This window comes from Comamonas sp. CAH-2 (genome assembly GCF_009668305.1).
GTDB lineage: Bacteria > Pseudomonadota > Gammaproteobacteria > Burkholderiales > Burkholderiaceae_C > Comamonas > Comamonas aquatica.
The window spans coordinates 125,139-146,438 of record NZ_VSWF01000004.1; the positions used below are offsets into that span (position 1 = coordinate 125,139).

23 protein-coding genes and 1 tRNA gene are annotated in these 21,300 nt (G+C 65.1%); 12 read left to right on the top strand and 12 right to left on the bottom strand.

Annotation, left to right across the window (positions count from 1 at the left end):
* Nucleotides 1–11: 11 nt before the first annotated feature.
* Entirely contained in the window at nt 12–833 is an 822-nt protein-coding gene (gene mutM, locus FYM52_RS04755; RefSeq protein WP_154163274.1) for a bifunctional DNA-formamidopyrimidine glycosylase/DNA-(apurinic or apyrimidinic site) lyase, read from the bottom strand.
* Between the two features lie 198 nt (nt 834–1,031).
* Between mutM and FYM52_RS04760 the strand changes: the two genes are divergently transcribed.
* From FYM52_RS04760 to pth, 7 genes are all read left to right on the top strand, one after another.
* The gene (locus tag FYM52_RS04760; RefSeq protein ID WP_238826123.1) at nt 1,032–2,642 is read left to right on the top strand and encodes a tetratricopeptide repeat protein; all 1,611 of its coding nucleotides are present in this window, start codon (nt 1,032–1,034) and stop codon (nt 2,640–2,642) included.
* 14 nt (nt 2,643–2,656) lie between these two features.
* On the top strand, nt 2,657–3,178 hold the full coding sequence (locus tag FYM52_RS04765; RefSeq protein ID WP_154163275.1) for an outer membrane lipoprotein LolB: 522 nt from the start codon (nt 2,657–2,659) through the stop codon (nt 3,176–3,178).
* Nucleotides 3,179–3,223: 45 nt separating this feature from the next.
* Nucleotides 3,224–4,084 carry a 4-(cytidine 5'-diphospho)-2-C-methyl-D-erythritol kinase gene (gene ispE, locus FYM52_RS04770; protein ID WP_154163276.1) on the top strand — a complete coding sequence of 287 codons (861 nt, stop codon included), beginning with the start codon at nt 3,224–3,226 and terminating at the stop codon, nt 4,082–4,084.
* Nucleotides 4,085–4,127: 43 nt separating this feature from the next.
* A tRNA-Gln gene (locus FYM52_RS04775) sits at nt 4,128–4,204 on the top strand.
* A gap of 42 nt (nt 4,205–4,246) precedes the next feature.
* The gene (locus tag FYM52_RS04780; protein WP_042416873.1) at nt 4,247–5,206 is read left to right on the top strand and encodes a ribose-phosphate pyrophosphokinase; all 960 of its coding nucleotides are present in this window, start codon (nt 4,247–4,249) and stop codon (nt 5,204–5,206) included.
* Nucleotides 5,207–5,335: 129 nt separating this feature from the next.
* Nucleotides 5,336–5,953 carry a 50S ribosomal protein L25/general stress protein Ctc gene (locus FYM52_RS04785; RefSeq protein ID WP_154163277.1) on the top strand — a complete coding sequence of 206 codons (618 nt, stop codon included), beginning with the start codon at nt 5,336–5,338 and terminating at the stop codon, nt 5,951–5,953.
* Between the two features lie 120 nt (nt 5,954–6,073).
* A complete protein-coding gene (gene pth, locus FYM52_RS04790; RefSeq protein ID WP_154163278.1) occupies nt 6,074–6,715 on the top strand; it encodes an aminoacyl-tRNA hydrolase in 642 nt (213 codons plus the stop codon).
* A gap of 63 nt (nt 6,716–6,778) precedes the next feature.
* On the opposite strand, the gene FYM52_RS04795 is transcribed toward pth, so the two are convergent.
* Nucleotides 6,779–7,039: a YfhL family 4Fe-4S dicluster ferredoxin gene (locus FYM52_RS04795; RefSeq protein ID WP_043380097.1), complete on the bottom strand. Its 261-nt coding sequence runs from the start codon at nt 7,037–7,039 to the stop codon at nt 6,779–6,781.
* Between the two features lie 188 nt (nt 7,040–7,227).
* Between FYM52_RS04795 and FYM52_RS04800 the strand changes: the two genes are divergently transcribed.
* The 5 genes from FYM52_RS04800 (at nt 7,228) to FYM52_RS04820 (ending at nt 12,529) form a co-directional block, all read left to right on the top strand.
* Nucleotides 7,228–8,190, top strand: coding sequence for an ABC transporter permease (locus FYM52_RS04800; RefSeq protein ID WP_154163279.1), 963 nt, complete (start codon nt 7,228–7,230; stop codon nt 8,188–8,190).
* The gene (locus tag FYM52_RS04805; protein WP_154163280.1) at nt 8,187–9,035 is read left to right on the top strand and encodes an ABC transporter permease; all 849 of its coding nucleotides are present in this window, start codon (nt 8,187–8,189) and stop codon (nt 9,033–9,035) included. The genes FYM52_RS04800 and FYM52_RS04805 overlap by 4 nt, the downstream gene beginning before the upstream one ends.
* Before the next feature lie 8 nt (nt 9,036–9,043).
* Nucleotides 9,044–10,087: an ABC transporter ATP-binding protein gene (locus tag FYM52_RS04810; RefSeq protein WP_154163281.1), complete on the top strand. Its 1,044-nt coding sequence runs from the start codon at nt 9,044–9,046 to the stop codon at nt 10,085–10,087.
* On the top strand, nt 10,084–10,947 hold the full coding sequence (locus FYM52_RS04815) for an ATP-binding cassette domain-containing protein (protein ID WP_154163282.1): 864 nt from the start codon (nt 10,084–10,086) through the stop codon (nt 10,945–10,947). Before FYM52_RS04810 ends, FYM52_RS04815 begins: the two co-directional genes overlap by 4 nt.
* A gap of 82 nt (nt 10,948–11,029) precedes the next feature.
* A complete protein-coding gene (locus FYM52_RS04820) occupies nt 11,030–12,529 on the top strand; it encodes an ABC transporter substrate-binding protein (protein ID WP_154163283.1) in 1,500 nt (499 codons plus the stop codon).
* 96 nt (nt 12,530–12,625) lie between these two features.
* On the opposite strand, the gene FYM52_RS04825 is transcribed toward FYM52_RS04820, so the two are convergent.
* The 10 genes from FYM52_RS04825 to FYM52_RS04870 form a co-directional block, all read right to left on the bottom strand.
* A complete protein-coding gene (locus FYM52_RS04825; RefSeq protein ID WP_043380069.1) occupies nt 12,626–13,276 on the bottom strand; it encodes a LysE family translocator in 651 nt (216 codons plus the stop codon).
* 71 nt (nt 13,277–13,347) lie between these two features.
* The gene (locus tag FYM52_RS04830) at nt 13,348–13,563 is read right to left on the bottom strand and encodes a hypothetical protein (RefSeq protein ID WP_042417021.1); all 216 of its coding nucleotides are present in this window, start codon (nt 13,561–13,563) and stop codon (nt 13,348–13,350) included.
* 10 nt (nt 13,564–13,573) lie between these two features.
* Nucleotides 13,574–14,455 (bottom strand): EamA family transporter, encoded by an 882-nt coding sequence (locus FYM52_RS04835; RefSeq protein WP_154163284.1) that lies wholly within the window; start codon nt 14,453–14,455, stop codon nt 13,574–13,576.
* Between the two features lie 97 nt (nt 14,456–14,552).
* The gene (gene folE / locus FYM52_RS04840) at nt 14,553–15,287 is read right to left on the bottom strand and encodes a GTP cyclohydrolase I (protein ID WP_043380060.1); all 735 of its coding nucleotides are present in this window, start codon (nt 15,285–15,287) and stop codon (nt 14,553–14,555) included.
* Between the two features lie 59 nt (nt 15,288–15,346).
* On the bottom strand, nt 15,347–16,150 hold the full coding sequence (locus FYM52_RS04845; RefSeq protein ID WP_051519360.1) for an endonuclease/exonuclease/phosphatase family protein: 804 nt from the start codon (nt 16,148–16,150) through the stop codon (nt 15,347–15,349).
* Nucleotides 16,147–16,620 (bottom strand): dihydroneopterin triphosphate diphosphatase, encoded by a 474-nt coding sequence (gene nudB, locus FYM52_RS04850; RefSeq protein ID WP_154163285.1) that lies wholly within the window; start codon nt 16,618–16,620, stop codon nt 16,147–16,149. Before nudB ends, FYM52_RS04845 begins: the two co-directional genes overlap by 4 nt.
* 136 nt (nt 16,621–16,756) lie before the next feature.
* Complete coding sequence (aspS, locus tag FYM52_RS04855) at nt 16,757–18,559, bottom strand: aspartate--tRNA ligase (protein WP_042416919.1); 1,803 nt, start codon at nt 18,557–18,559, stop codon at nt 16,757–16,759.
* A gap of 44 nt (nt 18,560–18,603) precedes the next feature.
* Nucleotides 18,604–19,227 carry a DUF502 domain-containing protein gene (locus tag FYM52_RS04860; protein WP_042416923.1) on the bottom strand — a complete coding sequence of 208 codons (624 nt, stop codon included), beginning with the start codon at nt 19,225–19,227 and terminating at the stop codon, nt 18,604–18,606.
* 16 nt (nt 19,228–19,243) lie between these two features.
* A complete protein-coding gene (locus FYM52_RS04865; protein ID WP_043380045.1) occupies nt 19,244–19,519 on the bottom strand; it encodes an FmdB family zinc ribbon protein in 276 nt (91 codons plus the stop codon).
* 167 nt (nt 19,520–19,686) lie between these two features.
* Nucleotides 19,687–21,141, bottom strand: coding sequence for a sodium:solute symporter family protein (locus tag FYM52_RS04870; RefSeq protein WP_042416928.1), 1,455 nt, complete (start codon nt 21,139–21,141; stop codon nt 19,687–19,689).
* Nucleotides 21,142–21,300: the final 159 nt, after the last annotated feature.

Genomic DNA, 21,300 nt, shown 5'->3' on the forward strand with positions numbered 1-21,300 from the left:
GACCCTTTTGCCTAGGATTTCTGGCAGTGCGGGCAATAGAACGTGCTGCGCTGCCCTTGGCGCAACAAGGCAATCGGCCTGCCACACTGCACACAGGGCTGGCCTTCGCGGCCGTAGACCTTGGCTTGCAGCTGGAAGTGTCCCGGCAGCCCATCCGCATTCGAGAAATCACGCAGCGTGGTGCCGCCACGCTCGACCGCCAGGGCCAGGATGTCGCGAATCGCCTGGAACAAACGGCGGGCCTTGATGGCGCTGATGGCCTGCGCCGGTGTGGTGGGTGCAATCCGGCTGGCAAACAACACCTCGGAGGCATAGATATTGCCCACGCCCACCACCAGCTTGCCCCCCAGCAACAAGGGCTTGATGGGCGTGCGGCTGCGCGCAAGCCCATCCCGGAACGACTCCCAGCAAAAGTGGTGCGCATCCAGCGGCTCCATGCCCAGCCCGTCGAGCAGTTTGCGCGCCACCGGATCGTTGTCGCCGTCCGTGGCGATCACGGCACCGAAACGGCGCGGATCGTGCAGGCGCAGCGTGCCCCGGTCGGTTTGCATGTCGAAGTGCTCGTGCGGCCCCAGTGCGGCGGGCAGCTGGGTGGCGAACCGCAAGCTGCCGGACATGCCCAGGTGCACCATCAGCATGCCGCGGTCCAGATCGATCAGCAGGTACTTGCCGCGCCGGCGCACCTGCTGCACCCGGGCCCCCACCAGGCTGGACGGTGCACGCCCCAGCGGCCAGCGCAGGGGTTTGCCCAGGGTCACCGACAGCACCTGGGCACCGGCGATTTGCGACGCGAAGCTGCGGCGCGTGACTTCAACCTCAGGAAGTTCTGGCATCTGTCGAATTCATTCACAGGGGGGAAATGCTTGGATTATTATGGGTCGATGGTTCTCACACTCCGCACTTGGCACTTGGCCCTGATCCCTGCCCTTGTTCTTGGAACAGTGCCGGCTCACGCTCAAGGAAAATCCTCCCCCGCGCAGCAGCCCGACCAGCCATCGGCCTCAGACCTGGCCGCGGCCTTGGATGCGGAGTTGTTCTATGAACTGCTGGTCGGAGAGATGTCCGCCTCCCGGGGCGATGCCACCAATGCGATTGCGCTGTTCATGGATGCCGCCCGCCAGACCCAGTCGGCGCAGCTGTACCAGCGGGCCGCCGAGCTGGCCCTGCAATCCCGCTCGGGCCAGCGTGCGCTGATCGTGGCCAACGAGTGGTACAAGGCCTTCCCGCAGTCGCGCGACGCCAACCGCTACATGCTCCAGATTCTGCTGATGCTCAATCGCGTCTCCGAATCCCAGGAGTACCTGGCCCGCGAAGTCGCCTGGACCCCCGCAGCCTCCAAACCCGCCACTTATCTGGCGATTGCCCAGCTGTACAGCCGTGCCAGCGACAAGGCCATGGCAGCCAGCGTGGTCGAGCAGGCGCTGCAGCCCGATGTAAAGGACCCCGCCCTGGGGCCTGCAGCCTGGGCCACGATTGGCCATCTGCGCCTGGCGGCCGGCCAGAAGGACCTGGCACTGCAGGCCCTGGAACAGGCCTATGACCTCGGCCCACGCAATGGCGCCACGGCACTGCTGGCGCTGGAGCTGCTCGAAACCGGCAGCCTGTCCGTCGAGACAATGGTCCAGGATTACATGCAGCACCAGCCCGCACCGACCATACAGATGGCCTATGTGCGCGTGCTCATGGAGCAGCAGCGCCTGGAAGATGCGCAAAAGCAGCTGACGCCCCTGCTCAAGGCACAGCCCGACATGACCGATGCCTGGATGGCCCAGGCCAGCCTGCATGCCCAGCGCGCGGCCTGGCCGCAGGCGCAGCAGGCGCTGCAACGCCTGGAAAGCCTGTTGCTCCAGATCCCGAACGAAGCGCCGCGCACGCATGCACTCACCCAGGCCTATGTGCTGGGCGGGCGCATTTCCCTGCAGCAGAAAGACTACCCCCAGGCGCTGGCATGGCTGGACAAGGTGCCGGAAGAGACACAAACGCTGACGGTGCAAGGCCTCAAGGCCCAGGCCCTGGCCAAACAGGGCAAGCTGGCCCAAGGCCGCGCCTTGATCCGTGCCGTTCCCGCGAATGGCGATGAACAGGAAATGCAAAAACGCCGGGCTGAAGTGACTCTGCTGCGGGACAACGGCGCGCCCCAGGAAGCCTACCTGCTGCAACGCACCCTGTACGAGCAATCCCCCAGGAACGCCGACATCGCCTACGAAACCGCGATCCTGGCCGAACGTGCCGGCAAGCTGGAGGTGATGGAGAAAATCCTGCTCGACCTGATCGCACAGCACCCCGACCACTACCACGCCTACAACGCGCTGGGCTACTCCTGGGCCGACCGCGGCATTCGACTGCCGGAAGCCCGCAAGCTGATTGAAACCGCCCTGTCCCACGCCCCCGAGGACCCCTTCATCACCGACAGCCTGGCGTGGCTGGAGTTCCGTGCCGGCAACCACGCGCAGGCACTGGCGCTGCTGGAAAAGGCATACGCAGTGCGTGACGATGTGGAAATTGCCGCTCACCTGGGAGAAGTGCTCTGGACCCTGGGCCAGCACAACCGTGCACGCACCATCTGGCGCCAGGCGCAACGGCGCGATGCCGACAACGAAACCTTGCGCGCCACCTTGGAACGCCTGCAAGTCACGCCCTGATGCCGCGCCCCACCATGTCTGTTCTTTCCCATCCCCTGGCAGGACGTGCCCGCATGCTGGCCCTGGGCGCCATGTTGGTGCTCGCAGGCTGCAGCACCCCGCCACCGCCCGCCGCGTCCGGCCCGCAGCAGCAAGCCTGGGCGGGCCGCATGGGCCTGCAGGTGCACGACCCGCTGGCTCCGGAGCGCTCCTTCAGCGCCTCTTTCCATCTGCAAGGCACGCCGGACAACGGCCGGCTGGACATTTTCAATCCCCTGGGCTCACAGATTGCCAAGCTGGAGTGGCAACCGGGTGTGGCGCTCCTGCAGCAAGGGGACCGCATCACCGAATCGACGTCGCTACAAGAGCTGCTGGAGCGCAGCCTGGGCACACCGCTGCCCCTGGAGGCCCTGTTCGGCTGGCTGCGCGGCCTCCAGACCAGCGCACCAGGCTGGCAGGTGGACCTCAGCCGCTATGCGCAAGGCCGCATCACAGCGCAGCGCCTGAGCCCACCACCCACGGCCACCTTGCAACTGCTGCTACAAACACCCGAATAAGCCAAGAGGCAAGTCCTCTTTCGCGACATTTTTCCGCCCCTCTCCATGCACACCTTTTATGACGTGCCGGCCCCCGCCAAACTGAACCTGTTCCTGCACATCACGGGACGCAGAGCCGATGGCTACCACCTGCTGCAGTCGGTGTTCATGCTCATCGACTGGCAAGATCGTTTGCATTTCGAGCGCACGCACAGTGCCCAGATCTCCCGCCAGGACCTGAACCCCGAGGCCCCGCCGCTTCCAGCCAACGACCTGTGCACCCGCGCCGCCCAGGCGCTGCAAGCCGCCACAGGCTGCACCCAGGGTGTACGGATTGCGATCGACAAGCACATCCCTGCCCAGGCGGGGATGGGCGGGGGATCGTCGGATGCGGCCAGCACCCTGGTGGCCCTCAATCGCCTGTGGAACCTGCAGCTCTCGCGCACCGAACTGGCACGGATTGGTGAACGCCTGGGCGCCGATGTCCCATTTTTCATCCATGGACAGAATGCCTGGGTGGAAGGCATTGGCGAACACATCGCACCGCTCACCGGTGCCGCACAGCTGCCCGCCAGCGATTTCATCGTGGTCAAGCCCCAAGCCGGTTTGGATACGCAAGGCATCTTCGCCGCACCCAGTCTGACACGCGACACAAAGCGTGCTAGAATCGAAGACTTTGCTGCAGATCACTACGGTTTTGGCCATAACGACTTGCAGCCCGTCGCTGAAGCCTTGTGCCCCGACGTGAGAAAAGCGCGACAGCTGCTGGAATCACTGGGATTGCATGCTACAATGACTGGCTCAGGAAGTGCAGTGTTTGCACAAACCAGCAAAGCAATTGAATTGCAAAACGCACCGCGCGGATGGCAAATCAAACTTTGCAAGAATCTGGAAATACATCCTTTGTTTCACTGGATACCAGAGTAGTCAAGCTACCGGTTGGTTGTTATCAACGACAATTGACCTGTGTAGGGGAGTCGCCAAGTTGGTTAAGGCACCGGATTTTGATTCCGGCATGCGAGGGTTCGAGTCCTTCCTCCCCTGCCAAATATCTTCATGCGTTCAAGCAAACCCAATACTGGGAAGCTCATGCAATCCAACAATTCTGAATTCGTGGTTTTTACGGGCAATGCCAACCGCGGCATGGCCGAAGAAATCGCCAAGCATCTCGGCACGTCTCTGGGCGCGGCCGATGTTGGTCGTTTTTCCGACGGTGAAGTCACCGTAGAAATCAAGCAAAACGTTCGTACCCGCGACGTGTTCGTGGTGCAGCCCACCTGCGCCCCCACCAACGACAACCTGATGGAGTTGCTGGTGATGGTCGATGCGCTGAAGCGTGCCTCGGCACAAAGCATCTGCGCCGTCATCCCCTACTTTGGCTACGCCCGCCAGGACCGCCGCGTGCGCTCCACGCGTGTGGCCATCACGGCCAAGGTCGTGGCCAACATGCTGCAAGCCGCTGGTGTCAACCGCGTGCTGACCATGGACTTGCACGCGGACCAGATCCAGGGTTTCTTCGACATTCCCGTCGACAACATCTACGCCTCGCCCGTGCTCCTGGGTGATCTGAACCAGAAGAAGTACGACGATCTGATCGTGGTCTCTCCGGACGTGGGTGGCGTGGTGCGTGCCCGCGCACTGGCCAAGCAACTGGGTTGCGATCTGGCGATCATCGACAAGCGCCGCCCCAAGGCCAACGTGTCCGAAGTGATGCACGTGATTGGCGACATCGATGGCCGCAACTGCGTCATCATGGACGACATGATCGACACCGCCGGCACCCTGGTGAAGGCTGCCGAAGTGCTGAAGGAACGCGGTGCGAAGAACGTGTATGCGTATTGCACACACCCCATCTTCTCCGGCCCTGCGATCCAGCGCATCACCGAAGGCTCGGCGCTCGACGAAGTCGTGGTGACCAACACCATTCCTCTGAGTGCAGCCGCCCAGGCGTGCAGCAAGATCCGCCAACTGTCCGTGGCTCCGCTGTTTGCGGAAACCATCCAGCGCATCTCCACCGGTGACTCGGTGAGCAGCCTGTTCCAGGACTAAAGTTTTTCCTTCGGGATCCGTGACAGCCTCCTTCGGGAGGCTTGCGTTTTCCGGAGTTTCTTCCAAAGCCTGTGCTTTGGTCATCAACCGAGTGGGACTGGTCGCGGTCCACTCACATTGGAGTTAGTTATGCAAATCGCTGCAACATCGCGCAATCTGCAAGGTACGGGTGCGAGCCGCCGCCTGCGTATTTCCGGCAACACCCCTGGCATCCTGTTCGGTGCTGGTCAGGACGCACAAAAGATCGAAATCGATCACAACACCCTGTTCCACGCTCTGAAGAAGGAAGCTTTCCACACTTCGATCCTGGATCTGGACCTGGACGGTCAAGTCGTGAAGGCCGTGCTGCGCGACGTGCAGTACCACCCCTTCAAGCCCGCGATCCTGCACGTGGACTTCCAGCGCGTGGACGAAAACACCAAGGTCGAATCCAAGGTGGCCCTGCGTTACGAAGGCGCTGAGCAATCGCCCGCCGTGACCGTGGAAAACGGCACCGTGACCCCCCTGATCACTGAAGTGTCCGTGCTGGCTACGCCCGCCAAGACCCCCGAGTTCATCACTGTGGACCTGTCCAAGCTGACCTCGAAGATCATCCCCGGCCTGCAAACCGTGAAGGCACCTGCTGGCGTGAAGATCATTGCCCGTGGTTCGAACAAGAACCCCGTGCTGGTCGCTGTGAAGCTGCCCGAAGCTGCCGTGGCAGCACCTGTGGCCGCAGCCGCTCCCGCCAAGAAGGGCAAGAAGTAATTCTTGCGCTTGGCGCCGGACAGTCCCGACGGACTGTCCCCCAACAATGGCCCGCCCTGTGCGGGCCATTTGTTTTGCACGGCCGCGCGGCACACGCGGCCCTGATTGGATAATCCGCACATGATCAAACTGTTTGTGGGCCTGGGCAACCCAGGCCCGGAATACGAAGACACACGCCACAACGCCGGGTTCTGGTGGATTGACGGGCTGGCGCGGGAACTCAAGGTGCACCTGCAGCCCGAACGCAGCTACTGGGGGCTGGCGGCCCGCGCCAACGTCCAGGGGCAGACGGTGTGGCTGCTGCAGCCGCAGACCTTCATGAACCTGTCGGGCAAGTCGGTGGCGGCCCTGGCGCGCTTTTTCAAGATCAGGCCCGAAGAGGTGCTGGTGGTGCACGACGAGCTGGATTTCGAGCCCGGCCAGATCAAGCTCAAGCAAGGCGGCAGCCACGGCGGCCACAACGGCCTGCGCGACATCCACGCCCAGCTGGGCAGCCCCGACTACTGGCGCCTGCGCGTCGGCATCGGCCACCCGGGGCAAAAGGGCGAGGTCTCGGGCTGGGTCCTGCGCAAGCCGCCCCAGGACCAGTGGCAGGCCATCCACGAGCAACTGGACCGCAGCCTCAAGGCCTGGCCCCTGCTGGTGGCCGGCGAGATGGACAAAGCCATCGCCCAGATCAACACCAACAAGCCACCGCGTCCCAAGCCACCGCGCAAACCGGCGCCCGACGACGCTGCCGGTGCGCCAGCGATCAAGGAATAAAAAAATAGCTGCTGACGCTTGACTGGTAAGCATCAGCAGCCAGTTTGACTGATATTTTCTGGGTCAGATTTTCTGCGCTTGCGCCTGCAGGCGCTCGAACTTCTGCAGCAGACTGTCGCGGCTTTCAACAAACTCCGGGTTGACCGGAATGCAGGAGACCGGGCAGACCTGCATGCACTGTGGCTCGTCAAAGTGGCCAACGCATTCGGTGCACTTGTGCGGGTCGATCTCATAGATCAACTCGCCCATGAAGATGGCATCGTTGGGGCACTCAGGCTCGCAGACATCGCAATTGATGCACTCTTCCGTGATCATCAGTGCCATGGCACGCCTCCTGGGCACAGTTCGGCCCGCACGGCGGCCCAGGGGTCGGGGGGGGTCAACTCAGGCAACATGCACCGATTATCCCGCGCCTGTCCCCAGTGCCGTGCAGGGGGTCACTACGTCCATGCTTTGCACTGTGGGATTTGCCGCTATGCTCGGGGCCCGCGCCCCTCGCCTGCCTTGCCTTCATGAGTGTTTTCCTCGCCAAACGCCTGCTCACGCTGATTGCCACCCTGCTCGGGGCATCGGTCGTGGTGTTTGCCGTGCTTGAGGTCTTGCCGGGCAACGCCGCCCAGGTGCTGATGGGCCCCGATGCCGACCCCGAGGCCGTGGCCGCCATGGCCGAGCAACTGGGCCTGCACCAGCCCGCGCTGCAGCGCTACGCCCACTGGGTGCTGGGCTTTTTCACCGGCGACCTGGGCAACAGCTATGCCTATGGCTCGCCCGTGTGGGAGCTGGTGGGGGAGCGCCTGGCGCTGACGCTGCCGCTGGCCATCCTGGCCATGGCCCTGACCACCGTGCTGGCCTTGCTGGCGGGCGTGTATGCCGCCTCGCAGCACAACAAGCTGGGCGACATCGGCACCATGGGCCTGGCCCAGCTGGGCATTGCCATCCCCAACTTCTGGTTTGCCATCCTGCTGATCCTGCTGTTCTCCGTGAAGCTGCAGTGGTTCTCGGCCGGCGGGTTTCCCGGCTGGAGCGCCGAGATGGGCGGCGGCTTCTGGCCCGCGCTGCAAGCCCTGCTGCTGCCCGCCATCGCCCAGGCCGTGGTGCAGGCCGCGATCCTGGCCCGCATCACACGCTCGGCCGTGCTGGAGGTGCTGCGTGAAGACTTCGTGCGCACCGCACGCGCCAAGGGCCTGAGCCAGCGCGCCGTGCTCTGGGGCCATGTGCTGCGCAATGCCATGATTCCGGTGGTCACCGTCATGGGGCTGCAGTTTGCCAACCTGCTGGCCGGCACCATCGTGGTGGAGAACGTGTTCTACCTGCCCGGCCTGGGCCGGCTGATCTTCCAGTCCATCGCCAACCGCGACCTGATCGTGGTGCGCAACTGCGTGATGCTGCTGGCCGCCATGGTCATCGTGGTCAACTTCGTGGTCGACGTGCTGTACGCGGCCATCGATCCGCGCGTGAAGGCCAGCGACCTATGAGCGCCACCGCCGCCTGGCCGCAGCGCGCGCTGCACCATCCCAGCCTGGTGGTGGGCGCCGCGCTGACGCTGGCCCTGATCGCCACAGCCCTGCTGTCCTTCGTCTGGACGCCGTGGAGCCCCTATGAGATGAACCTGGACGCCAAGCTGCTGGCGCCCAGCGCCCAGTTCTGGATGGGCACCGATGCCTTTGGCCGCGATGTGCTGTCGCAGATCATGGTCGGGGCGCGCAGCTCGATCGCCGTGGGCCTGGTGGCCGTAGGCATCGGCCTGGTCTGTGGCGTGGCCCTGGGCCTGCTGGCTTCGGCCCTGCGCGGCTGGACCGAAGAGCTCATCATGCGGCTGTCGGACTTCACCTTCGCCTTCCCCGCCATCCTGTCGGCCATCATGATGACAGCGGTGTTTGGCCCAGGCATGGTCAACGCCATCGTCGCCATCGGCATCTTCAACATTCCCACCTTCGCGCGCATCACCCGGGCCTCGGCGAACGCCATCTGGGCGCGCGAGTACGTGCTGGCGGCGCGCGCCTGCGGCAAGCACCGCCTGAGCATCACCGTGCAGCATGTGCTGCCCAACATCCTGGGCGTGCTGGTGGTGCAGGCCACCATCCAGTTCGCCCTGGCCATCCTGGCCGAGGCCGCCCTGTCCTACCTGGGCCTGGGCACCCAGCCACCGCAGCCATCCTGGGGGCGCATGCTCAGCGACGCCCAGACCCTGATGTTCCAGGCGCCGCTGCTGGCCGTCTTCCCCGGCGCAGCGATTGCCCTGACCGTGCTGGGCCTGAACCTGCTGGGCGATGGCCTGCGCGACCTGCTGGACCCGCGCCTGTCCCGCCAGCGCCAGTGAGCCCCGCCATGCCCTTGCTTGAAGTCACCGGCCTCAACCTCTTTCTGCGCAGCTCCGGCCGCAGCGTGCAGGCACTGCGCCACCTCTCATTCAAGCTGGAACGCGGCGGCGCCCTGGGCCTGATCGGGGAGTCCGGCAGCGGTAAATCGCTGACCGCGATGACGCTGATGGGCCTGCAGCCCCAGCAAGCCAGCGTGACCGGTAGCCTGCAGTGGGAAGGCCAGGAACTGCTGGGCAGCACCGAGCGCCAGTGGCAGGTGCTGCGCGGCAACCGCATGGCCATGGTGTTCCAGGAACCCATGACCGCCCTCAACCCGGTGCACACCATCGGCCGCCAGGTGGCGGAACCCATGGTGCGCCACCTGGGCCTGGCGCCGCGCGAAGCCCTGAAGGCCGCCACCGGCCTGCTGGAGCGCGTGGGCATCCCCGAGCCCTCGGTGCGCGCGCACGACTACCCGCACCAGTTCTCCGGCGGTCAGCGCCAGCGCATCACGATCGCCATGGCCCTGGCCTGCCAGCCGGACCTGCTGATCGCCGACGAACCCACCACGGCCCTGGACGTGACGGTGCAGCAGCAGATCCTGGATCTGATCAACGACCTGGTGGCCGAGCGCGACATGGCGCTGATCCTGATTTCGCACGACCTGGGCGTGATCTCGCAGAACGTGGACGACATGCTGGTCATGTACGGCGGGCAGATCGTCGAAAGCGGGCCCACGGCGGCCATCTTCCGCCACATGGCCCACCCCTACACCCGCGGGCTGATGGCGGCCCGCCCGCGCCTGGATGCCGCGCGCCAGCCCAGTGGCCAGCCGTATGCGCTGTTCACCATCGCCGGCAACGTGCCCGCCCTGCCCGATCTGCCGCGCGGCTGCACCTTTGCCGGCCGCTGCCCGTTCACCGAAGCCCGCTGCTTCGAGGAGCGCCCGCAGCGGGTGGGCATTCCCAGCTTCCAGCCGCAGGAGGCCGAATACAGCAGCCTGGGCGTGCACCAGGTGCGCTGCCTGCGCCCGGAAGCCATGCGCCCCGGCAACACGGAGGCCTGGCAATGACCCCCGACAACCTGCGCCCGCCACTGCTGCAGCTGCAGGGCGTCAGCAAGACCTACCGCCTGCCGCGGCGCCAGCTGTGGCAGCCTGCCCCCCTGGTGCAGGCCCTGCACGGCGTGGATGTGACGGTGTACAGCGGACGCAATGTCGGCATCGTCGGCGAGTCCGGCTGTGGCAAATCCACGCTGGCGCGCCTGGCCATGGCACTGGACACCCCCAGCAGCGGCCAGGTGCTGTTTGAAGGCCAGGACCTGCAGCGCCTGCCACGCCCGGCCCTGCGCGCACTGCGGCGTGACTTCCAGATGGTGTTCCAGGACCCCTACGGCTCGCTGGACCCGCGCATGACCGTGGCGCGGATCGTGGCCGAACCCCTGAGCGCCCAGGCCGGCACCAGCCGCCTGGAGCAGCGCGAGCGGGCCGCCGAGGTGCTGGCCCAGGTGGGCCTGCACCCGCACGACCTGGACAAGTACCCGCATGAATTCTCGGGCGGACAGCGCCAGCGGATTGCGATTGCCCGCGCGCTGATCACGCGCCCCAAGCTCATCGTCGCCGACGAGCCGCTCAGCGCGCTGGACGTCTCCATCCAGGCCCAGGTGCTGAACCTGCTGCTGGACCTGCAGCAGCGCTTTGGCATGACCTACCTGCTCATCAGCCACGACCTGGCCGTGGTCAACCACCTGTGCGATGAAGTGCTGGTGATGCAGCAAGGCCAGGTGGTCGAGCGCGGCACGCCCCACCAGTTGTTCACGCAGGCGCGCCACCCCTACACCCAGACCCTGGTGAACGCCGTGCCCCAGATTGCCCCGGGCCGCGCGCGGGCCCTGCGCCAGTTGCGGGCCAAAGCCCCGTCCAACTTGGTGTAAAAACGCGCATTGCTTGGCCGGGCCACCCCGGCACGCCAGCTTGTTGACCCGATACCCAGAAGCCCCCCGGAGACCCGCCACCATGATCCACCGCCGCAGTTTGCTTGCCTCTGGCGCGCTTGCCAGTCTGACCACGCTCATGCCCCTGGGCAGCTGGGCGCAGGCCAAGAAAGACACGGTGACGCTGGCGCTGACGCTGGAGCCGCCGGTGCTCGACCCCACGGCCAGCGCCTCCTCGTCGATCGCCGAGATCACGCAGTACAACATCTACGAGACCCTCACCAAGATCAACCCCGACGGCAGCGTCTCGCCCCTGCTGGCCGAAAGCTGGGAGGTCTCGCCCGACCTCAAGACCTACACCTTCCGCCTGCGCAAGGGCGTGCGCTTCCACAACGGCGAAGTCTTCGACGCGCTGGCCGTGAAGTTCTCGTTCGAGCGCGCCGGCGGCGAAAAGAGCACCAACAAGGACAAGCGCAGCTTCGCCAATCTGCAGGTGCGGGTGATCGACCCGCACACGGTCGAGCTGGTCACCGAGGACATCGACCCCGACTTCCTGTTCGTGCTGGGCCAGGGCACCTCCATCATCGTCGAGCCCAAGAGCGCCCCCACCAACGCCACCAAGCCCGTGGGCACCGGGCCCTACCGCCTGGGCATGTGGCAAAAGGGCGCCTCCATCACCCTGGTGGCCTGGCCGCAGTACCGCGATGCGGCCAAGATCCGTATCCACCGCGCCACCTTCCGCTTCATCCCCGATGCGGCCGCCCAGGTCGCCGCCCTGCTGGCCGGCGATGTGGACGCCTTCCCGCGCGCCACGCCGCGCAGCGTGCCCCAGTTCGAGAAGGATGGGCGCTTCCAGGTCCTGGTCAGCGGCTCGCGTGCCAAGACCATCCTGGCCATCAACAACGGCCGCAAGCCGCTCAACGATGTGCGCGTGCGCAAGGCGATTGCCGCAGCCCTGGACCGCAAGGCCATCATCGAAGGTGCCGCCGAGGGCTATGGCGTGCCGATTGGCAGCCACTACGTGCCCGGCGCCTTTGGCTATGTGGACACCACCGGCATCAACCCGCACAACCTCGACAAGGCCAAGGCCCTGCTGGCCGAGGCCGGCGTGAAGCTGCCGCTGAAGCTGAACATGACGCTGCCCCCCGCACCGTACGCGCGCCAGGGCGGTGAAATCATTGCCGCCCAGCTGGCCAAGGTGGGCATCGAGGTCAAGCTGCAGAACGTGGAATGGGCGCAGTGGCTGTCCGGCACCTACGGCAACAAGCAGTACGACCTAACCATGATCAGCCACGTCGAGCCCTTCGACCTGGGCAACTTCGCCAAGCCCGACTACTACTGGGCCTACGACTCGCAGGCCTTCCGCGACCTGTTCGACAAGATCAAGCACACGCCCAAGCCCACGGACCGCGCGCGCCTGCTGGGCGAGGCCCAGCGCCTGCTGGCCAACGACGCGGTGCATGGCTTCCTGTACCAGCCGCAGTGGGTGACGATTGCCAACAAGCACCTGCGTGGGCTGTGGAAGGACATGCCGATCTTCGTCAACGACCTGTCGGTGATGTACTGGTCGGAGAAATCCTGATCACCAGCGACCATAGCGCCTGGCGCTGATGGAACAAGGGCTTCAGAGCAAAAACACTCTGAAGCCCTTTGTTTATGCGCGCAAAGCGCTCCGCTTTTATTTGTCCACCGTCGCCAGGCGCACGGCCAGGCCCAGAAAGACCACGCCGGTCAGGCGGTTCAGCCACCACTGCGCGCGGGCCGAGCCCATCAGCACCTGGCCGAAGACGCCGGAAAAACACGCAACGGCGGCGAACACCGGAAACGCCGCCAGCACAAACACCCCGCCCAGCACCAGCAACTGCAGGGCCACGCTGCCGCGCGCCGGATCGGCAAACTGCGGCAAAAAGGCCAGGAAGAAGATCAGCACCTTGGGGTTGGTCAGGTTCATCACCACCCCGCGCCCGACCAGGCGCCAGGCCTGGGCCGCATCCAGGCGGTCGGCACGCGCCGTCTGCGCCTGCGGCAGTGCGGACCGCTGCGCCGGGGCCCGCAAGGCCCCCCAGGCCAGGTACGCCAGGTAGGCGGCGCCGCACCATTTCAACAGTGTGAAGGCCAGGGGCGACGCGGCCAGCACCGCCGCCAGGCCCAGCGCCACCGCCAGCGTGTGGCCCAGAACGCCCAGGCACAGGCCCAGCACCACGCACAGGCCCACGCGCCAGCCGCGCTGTACCGACTGCACCAGCACAAACAGGTTGTCCGGTCCCGGGCTGAGCGACAGCAGCAAGGCTGCACCATAGAAAGCCACCAATGTTTCCCAAGCAGGCATGTGTCAGGCGCCGTGTGGCGCTTCGCAAAAAATGGCATTGTGCAGGCGCCGCGGGTGCGCCACAACCGGCGTCAGCGCGGTGGCACCTGGCGCTGCGGACGGCACTGGGGGTTGTTGAAGGGCCCCTCCGCCTGCGTCCAGCCCTGGCGCGGCATGAACTGCGCGCACACGCGCTGGCCGTCGACCTTGCTGGTCCACCAGTACCAGGGCGCCGGCGCGGCACGCGCGCCCTCCAGGCCCATCCACAGCAGCAGCGCGCCGCTGCAACTCACAACATATCGCAGCATGCGGGCCACTTTACCCCAGGCCCAGCGCCGTCACCCCCAGGGCGATCAGCACCGCCCCACCCATGCGCACCAGGCGGTCGCCCTCCCGCAGCAGGTGGCCACCAATCAGGGCTGCGAACAGCATGGACACCTCGCGCGCCGGCGCCACGTGCGAGATGGGCGCACTTTGCATGGCAAACAGCACCAGCACATAGGCCACCGGGCTGACCACGGCCACCAGCAGCGCCCAGCGCCACTGCACCGTCCACAGCACACGGGCTTCGGGCAGGTTGCGCAGCACCACGGGCGACAGCAGCAGCACGCGCAGGCAGCTGCCCAGGTAGTCGATCAGGATGGGGGACAGCAGCAACACCTTGACGCCATAGCCATCGACCACGGTATAGGCCGCAATGAACACCCCGGTCAGCAGGCCGTACAGCAGACCCTGGTGCAGCCGCAGGCGGGCCACCGGGTCCTGGCGCGCGCGCAGCAGGCCCGGCCCCCCGGCGATCAGGAACACGCCCAGCACCACGCCGGCCACGCCCAGCAGGCCCAGCTGCGAGATCTCCTCACCCAGCACCACGATGGCAAACAGCGAGCTGATCAGCGGGCCGCTGCCGCGCGCAAGCGGATAGACCACGGTCAGGTCGGCCTGGCGGTAGCCGCGCAGCAAAATCACGTAATACGCCAGGTGCAGCACCCCGCTGACGGCCACCAGGGCCCAGGCCTGCCAGCCCCAGTGCGGCACCACATCGTGGCCCACCCACCAGGCCAGGGGCGCCCAGACCACCACCAGCAGCAGCGAGCTGAAGAAGGCGAAGCGCGCATCACCGCCAGCTTTCTTGGCAGCAATGTTCCAGCCGGCATGGATCAGGCCGGCCAACAGAATCAGGGCGAAGGCTTGCAGTGACATAGGACCCCGGGGCAGCGCCAGCGGCGCAGTGCCCACGGTGCGCAGGAAAGAAAAAGGCTGCGGGGTACGCAGCCGGAATGAAGGGGGGAAACCGCGCTTACTGGCGCCCGGGGATCAGGGCCAGAAACTCACGCCGCAGTGTGGGGTCCTTGAGGAAGGCGCCGCGCATGACCGAGTTCAGCATCTTGCTGTCCTTTTCGCGCACACCGCGCCAGGACATGCAGAAATGCGAGCACTCCATGACCACAGCCAGGCCATCAGGTCGGGTTTTTTCCATGATCAGGTCGGCCAGCTGGATGATGCCTTCCTCCTGGATCTGGGGGCGGCCCAGCACCCAGTCGACCAGGCGCGCGTACTTGGACAGGCCGATCACATTGGTGTGCTTGTTGGGCATCACACCGATCCACACCTTGCCCATGACGGGGCACAGGTGGTGGCTGCAGGCGCTGCGCACCGTGATGGGGCCGACGATCATCAGCTCATTCAGGCTCTTGCCGTTCGGAAACTCGGTGATTTTGGGCGGCTGATGGTAGCGGCCGGCGAACACCTCCTTGAGGTACATCTTGGCCACACGGCGGGCGGTGGCCTGGCTGTTGTGGTCGTTGGCAGTGTCGATGACCATGCTGTCCAGCACGCCCTGCATCTTGGCCTCGACCTCGTCGAGCAGCAAATCCATTTCGCCGGGCTCAATGAAGTCGGCGATGTTGTCGTTGGCGTTGAAACTGCGCCCTGCTGCCTGCACCCGCTCACGAATCCTGACAGAAATGGGCGTGCCCTGCGGGTCTCCACCGGCAGGCTTTTTATCGGATGCGGCAAGCAAATCTGTAAACATGGGCGGGATGGTAACAGTGAATCAGCGGGCCGACAGGCGCCATGGAATTAGCGGCGGACTCAGAGTTTGAACTCGGCAATCAGGGGCAAATGGTCGGACATGCGCCACCAGATGCGGCCCTGCGGCACCACCAGACTCAGGGGTTCCAGCCCACGCACGTAGACATGGTCCAGCTGCGCCAGCGGCAGGCGTGAGGGGTAGGTGAAGCTGCTGCGGTCGCCCTCGTATTCGTGCAGGCCGAAGCCCGCCAGCATGCGCTTGATGTGGTTGCCCCAGTCGTTGAAGTCGCCGGCCACCACCACCGGGGCGCCGGGCGGCACCTCGCGCTCGATGAACTGGTGCAACTGCTGGATCTGGCGCACCCGGCTGCCGGCAATCAGCCCCAGGTGCACCACCACGGTGTGCACGGCGCGGCCGTGGAACTCCACCTCGGCATGCAGCAGGCCACGCTGCTCGAAGCGGTGGTCGGACACGTCCAGGTGCTTGACATCGCGCACCGGCCAGCGCGACAGCAGGGCATTGCCATGCTCGCCATCCTTGGTCACGGCGTTGGTGCGGTAAACCGCCTCATAGCCCTCGGGGGCCAGGTACTCGGCCTGGCCCACGGCGGGCCAGCGTTCGAAGTACTGGGCCTCGCGGCGGTTCATCTTGCGCACTTCCTGCAGGCAGACGATGTCGGCATCCAGCTGCTCCACGGCCAGGCCCAGGTTGTGGATCTCCAGCCGGCGCGTGGGCCCCAGGCCCTGCACCCCCTTGTGGATGTTGTAGGTGGCCACGCGCAGGATGCGCGGCTCCGGCGGCAGCAGGATGCCCGACGGCGTGGACGGTGACAGCGGCGACAGGGTCGGTAACTCAAACGTCATGCAGCGACAAAAGCAGGCAGATGGAGGATGGCTTCGGCATTCGACGGGGCGTAACAGCGGTCTGCCGCTTCACGCCAAGCATGCCAAGCAAATGCGGTGTGCTCCCGGGGATTCAAGGTGACGTGGGTGTAGGACGCCACCTCCAGCCCGAACACGCGCTCGGTGTTCATGCACACGCCCGGGGCGTAGCGGTGCAGCCACTGGGGATAGATCGGGTAGGTGTTCTCCAGTTCCCAATCGTGCAGACGGCAGCCCGGGGCCGTGGCGTCGATGCCGGTCTCTTCCTGCACCTCGCGCACGGCCGCGGCCGCCCAAGGCTCGCCCTCGGCATCCAGGCTGCCGGTGACGGACTGCCAGAAGGCCGCCCCCAGGCCGTCGCCCAGCGCGCGGCGCAGCAGCAGGACCTGCAGATCCGGCGTGTAGATCACGACCAGCACGGAGCGTGGGATTTTGTAGGGCGGGCACACCATGGCGGCATCTTCGCACCGGAAGCCGGGCCCTGGATGCAAAAAAGCCTTTGCGTCACCGCAAAGGCTTTTGGAGCGTTTCAAGGCTTCAGCGCTTGTCCATCCGGCGCCAACAGCTATGAATTTCAGAGCCCTCGAATCACGATGCCTTGACGGCGTCGGGGTTGCGCAGGCGGATGTGCAGCTCGCGCAGCTGCTTTTCGTCCACGGGCGAAGGGGCCTGGGTCAGCAGGTCCTGCGCACGCTGGGTCTTGGGGAAGGCGATCACGTCGCGGATCGACTCGGAGCCGGTCATCAGCGTGATCAGACGGTCCAGACCGAAGGCCAGGCCACCGTGCGGGGGCGCGCCGTACTGCAGCGCGTCCAGCAGGTAGCCGAACTTGGCACGCTGCTGCTCGGGGGTGATGTTCAGTGCTTCGAAGACCTTGGCCTGCACGTCGGCGCGGTGGATACGCACCGAGCCGCCGCCCAGTTCCCAGCCGTTGAGCACCATGTCGTAGGCCTTGGCCACGCACTTGCCGGGATCGGTGGCCATGAGTTCTTCGTGGCCGTCCTTGGGCGAGGTGAAGGGGTGGTGCACGGCCACCCAGCGGTCTTCTTCCTCGTCGTGCTCGAACATGGGGAAGTCCACCACCCACAGCGGTGCCCACTTGTCTTCGAACAGGCCGCTCTTCTTGCCGAATTCGCTGTGGCCGATCTTCAGGCGCAGTGCACCGATGGCGTCGTTGACGATCTTGCCCTTGTCGGCACCAAAGAAGATCAGGTCACCGTCTTGTGCCGCGGTGCGCTTCAGGATTTCAGCGATGGCGGCATCGTGCAGGTTCTTGACGATGGGCGACTGCAGACCGTCGCGGCCCTTGGCCACTTCGTTGACCTTGATCCAGGCCAGGCCCTTGGCACCGTAGATCTTCACGAAGTCGGTGTACTGGTCGATCTCGCCGCGCGAGATCTGCGCACCACCGGGCACGCGCAGGGCCACCACACGGCCACCCTTGGTGGTGGCGGGGGTGGAGAAGACCTTGAAGTCCACATCGGCCATGACGTCGGTCAGCTCGGTGAACTCCAGCTTGACGCGCAGATCGGGCTTGTCCGAACCGAAACGGAAAGCCGCGTCCTGGTAGGTCATGATGGGGAATTCGCCCAGGTCCACGCCCAGCTGGGTCTTGAACACTTCGGTGATCATCTGCTGGAAGATGGCGCGGATTTCCTCTTCGTTCAGGAACGAGGTTTCGCAGTCGATCTGGGTGAATTCAGGCTGGCGGTCGGCGCGCAGGTCTTCGTCGCGGAAGCACTTGGTGATCTGGTAGTAGCGGTCAAAGCCCGAGACCATCAGCATCTGCTTGTACAGCTGGGGCGACTGGGGCAGCGCGAAGAACTGGCCGTCGTGCACGCGCGAGGGCACCAGGTAGTCGCGGGCGCCTTCAGGCGTGGACTTGCCCAGCATGGGGGTCTCGATGTCGATGAAGCCCAGCTTGTCCAGGAAGTTGCGCACCTGGATGGAGGTCTTGTAGCGCAGCATCAGGTTGCGCTGCATCACGGGGCGGCGCAGGTCCATCACGCGGTTGGTCAGGCGCACGTTTTCCGACAGGTTGTCGTCATCCACCTGGAAGGGTGGGGTCACGGCGGCGTTCAGCACGTTCAGCTCGTGGCACAGCACTTCGATCTGGCCGCTCTTGAGCTTGTCGTTGGTGGTGCCGGCGGGGCGTGCGCGCACGATGCCCTTGACCTGCACGCAGAACTCGTTACGGATGTCCTCGGCCACCTTGAACATCTCGGGACGGTCCGGATCGCACACCACCTGCACATAGCCTTCGCGGTCGCGCAGGTCAATGAAGATCACGCCACCATGGTCGCGGCGACGATTCACCCAGCCGCACAGGGTAACGGTTTGGCCCATCAGGGCTTCGGTCACAAGACCGCAATATTCGGAGCGCATGGCCATGGTCTATCTTCCTGCGCCCTTGGGGGACGCGCTTTCAGGGTTGTTTATCGTTCTTCGTCGGGCACGGGCAGCGGTGGCGGAGCCACCACCCCCATGGAGACGATGTACTTGAGCGCGGCGTCCACGCTCATTTCAAGTTCCACACAGTCACTTTTGCGCATCAGCACAAAGTAGCCGCCGGTCGGATTGGGCGTGGTCGGCACGAACACGCTGACGAATTCATCGCGCAGGTAGCTGGCCACCTCGCCCGCCGGATTGCCGGTGATGAAGGCCACGGTCCACACCCCCTCGCGGGGCCATTGCACCAGCACCGCCGTCCGGAAGGCGTTGCCGCTGTCCGAGAACACGGTGTCCGACACCTGCTTGACGCTGGAATAGATGGAGCGTACCACCGGGATGCGGGTGATCACCGCATCGCCCCACTGCACCAGCTTGCGGCCGACGAAGTTGCTGGCGATGGCACCGATCACCAGTAGCACGGCCAGCGTCAGCAGCACGCCGAAGCCAGGGATGTGCATGCCCAGCAAGTGGTCGGGCTGCCAGGCTTGCGGCAGCAGGTACAGCGTTTGGTCCAGCGTGCTGATGATCCAGTTCAGCACCCAGACGGTGATCACACCGGGCACCAGGACCAGCAAGCCGGTGAACAGCCATTTGCGCAAAGCAGACATAGACAAAAAGGGGGATTTAGGCTTCGGTGGCGGCAGGGCAGCCGGCGGCGGCGCAGGCGCTGCCGCCATTGTCGCAAGCTGCGGCCGGCGCTGCCGCGGCGCTGCTGGTTCCACCCTTGAAGTCGGTGGCATACCAGCCCGTGCCCTTGAGCTGGAAGCCGGGTGCGGTCAATTGCTTGGAGAAGGCCGCGGCACCACAGGCCGGGCAATCGGTCAACGGTGCATCCGACATCTTCTGGAGCACATCCTTGGCGTGGCCACAGGCGCCACACTTGTACGCATAAATCGGCATAGCTTCTGTTTCCGTGTGCGAGACAACAATCAAGCGAAATTCGCAAAACCCTCGATTATAGGCGGGCCTGTTTTGGGATGAGGCCCACGCCCCGCTTGCCCAGACGCGACACAGGGCGCCTGAGCGCCCTGTGCATCGCCAGCGAGGGTGCCCGGGGCACCGGTCGCTTACTCCGCGGAACCCTGGTAGTGCACCACGTCTTCGTGTTCGTTGGCGATGTACTGGGGCGCCAGCGAGCCGAACACCATGCCGGCGAACGCACCTAGCAGGCCGGCCAGCTGCTGCGGGAAGGCCTCGCCCCAACCGGGCATGAAGACGAAGGTCAGCCACACGCCCAGACCGGACACCACGGCCAGCAGGGCGCCCTGGGTGGTCGCGCGCTTCCAGTACAGGCCGCAGACCAGGGGCACGAAGGCCCCGACCAGCGGCACCTGGTAGGCCCCGGCGACCATTTCATAGATGGAGCTGTCCTGCATGCTGATGGCGTAGACCAGCACACACAGCGTAAAGACCACCACGGTCACGCGCATGGCCTTGAGGGTCTGCGCGTCGGTCATGCCGGGCTTGATGTTGCGCAGCACGTTCTCTACGAAGGAGGTCGAGGGCGCCAGCATGGTGGCCGAGGCGGTGGACATGATGGCCGACAGCAGCGCGCCGAAGAAGGCGATCTGCAGCACCACGGGCATGTGGCCCATCACCAGGGTGGGCAGAATCTTCTGGGGATCGTCGGCGATCAGGGCCTTGGTCTCTTCGGGCATGACCAGCACGGCCGCCGTCACCACGAACATCGGGATGAAGGCGAACACGATGTACAGGCTGCCACCGATGATGGGACCCAGGCGCGCCACGTTCTCGTCCTTGGACGACATCACGCGCTGGAACACGTCCTGCTGGGGGATGGAGCCCAGCATCATGGTGATGGCCGCGGCAAAGAAGAACAGCCAGGTCTTCAGGTCCGCATCCTGCGGGAAGAACTGCAGCTTGCCCTCCGTCACGGCATAGTCGATCACCTTGTCGGCGCCGCCGGCCAGGTTGCCGGCAAACCAGGCGATCGCCAGCAGGCCGACGCAGATCACGATCATCTGCACCAGATCGGTGATGGCCACCGACCACATGCCGCCAAACAGGGTGTAGATGAGCACGATCACGGTGCCCAGCACCATGCCCGCCACGATCGACAGGGCGCCACCGGTCAGCAGGTGGAACACCAGACCCAGCGCCGACACCTGCGCCGCCACCCAGCCCAGGTAGCTGAAGATGATGATGATGGAGCACAGCAACTCCACGGCACGGCCATAGCGCAGGCGGTAGTAGTCACCGATGGTGATCAGGTTCTTCTTGTACAGCTTGTAGGCAAAGAACAGGCCCACCAGGATCAGGCACATGCCCGCGCCAAACGGGTCCTCCACCACCCCTCCCAGGCCCTCTTCCACGAACACCGCGGACACGCCCAGCACCAGCTCCGAACCGAACCAGGTCGCAAACGTGGTCGCCACCACGATGTACAGCGGCAGGTTGCGCCCAGCCACGGCGTAGTCGGCCGTGTTGTGCACACGGCGGGCTGCGTAAAGGCCAATGCCGATCGACACCAACAGGTACGCGGCGATAAAGGTAATCAGCATGGTGGCTGGTCCCTCCGGGAAAAGGAAAAGGGTTGTGGAAAAATTTGAGGCGCGATTATGGACACCACTTGTGTCCGCACGCGGAAAAAATCGCGCGCTGTCTGCTTCAGGCCACAAACAAAAAGGAGCGCCTGGCGCTTGCCTCGATTGGATTTCGAT